The 1,000-nt window shown below is 76.3% G+C and carries 1 protein-coding gene; it reads right to left on the bottom strand.

Annotation, left to right across the window (positions count from 1 at the left end; genetic code table 11):
• Nucleotides 1–9 precede the first annotated feature (9 nt).
• The gene (rsmG, locus tag ACFV6I_RS33210; protein ID WP_079136282.1) at nucleotides 10–852 is read right to left on the bottom strand and encodes a 16S rRNA (guanine(527)-N(7))-methyltransferase RsmG; all 843 of its coding nucleotides are present in this window, start codon (nucleotides 850–852) and stop codon (nucleotides 10–12) included.
• Nucleotides 853–1,000: the final 148 nt, after the last annotated feature.

The following is a 1,000-nucleotide window of genomic DNA, read 5'->3' on the forward strand; positions in this document are numbered from 1 at the left end:
TCACCCGCCTCAGCGGGTGCGGCGCCGCCCGCCCCGGCTGCGCTCGCCGGTCCGGACGCCGCCCGCGTTCCGTCCGGCCCGGGCCGCCTTCGCCCGCCGGGTCGCGGCCTTCACCCCGCCGGGGCTCTCCCCCGCCTTGACCTGGACCACCCGGGTCGAGGTCTCCAGGGTGCCCTCGCCGACCGAGATCACGCTCCACTCGACCGCGCCCAGCTTGGTCAGCCCGGCCCGCGAGTCGGCCAGCTCCTGCTCGGCACTGTCGCCCTTGAGCGCCAGCATCTGCCCGTGCGGACGGAGCAGCGGCATCCCCCAGCCGGCCAGCCGGTCCAGCGGCGCCACCGCCCGGGCGGTCACCACGTCCACCGCGAGCTTGCCGACCATCTCCTCGGCGCGGCCGCGCAGCACCGTGACGTTCTCCAGCCCCAGCTCCCGGACGACCTCCTCCAGGAAGGTGGTCCGCCGCAGCAGCGGCTCCAGCAGCGTCACCGAGACGTCCGGACGGACCAGCGCCACCGGGATGCCCGGCAGGCCGGCGCCGGAGCCTACGTCGCACAGGGTGGAGCCAGCCGGCAGCAGCTCGGCGAGCACCGCGCAGTTGAGGACGTGCCGGTCCCAGAGCCGGGGCACCTCGCGCGGCCCGATCAGCCCGCGCCGCACGCCCGCGGTGGCCAGCAGCTCGGTGTAGCGGACCGCGGCGTCGAAACGATCACCGAAGACCTCCCGGGCGACGGCCGGGGCCTCGGGCACCTCGGGCACCTCGGTCGCCTCGACCGCCTCGGCGGCCGGCCCCGCAGCGGCCGGATTCACGTCGTCCGCCCCCGGCCGGCCAGCGGCCGCGTTCTCCGTGTCCATCTCGACCTCTCCGATCCCCGGATCCACCGACCCGCTCTCCGCACAGTTTCACGTGAAACATCTCGCGCCGGGCCCACGCCCCGCGAATGGACGACGACCCCCCCCCCACGCAGCGGGACGGGTCGCGTCCGGGGTATCCCCACCGCCC

It is taken from the genome of Kitasatospora sp. NPDC059803 (assembly GCF_042732255.1).
In the GTDB taxonomy this organism is placed as follows: domain Bacteria; phylum Actinomycetota; class Actinomycetes; order Streptomycetales; family Streptomycetaceae; genus Kitasatospora.

Bases quoted from the DNA above. Each gene is read 5' to 3' on its own strand.
- rsmG (WP_079136282.1), bottom strand. From the start codon at position 852: ATGGACACGGAGAACGCGGCCGCTGGCCGGCCGGGGGCGGACGACGTG.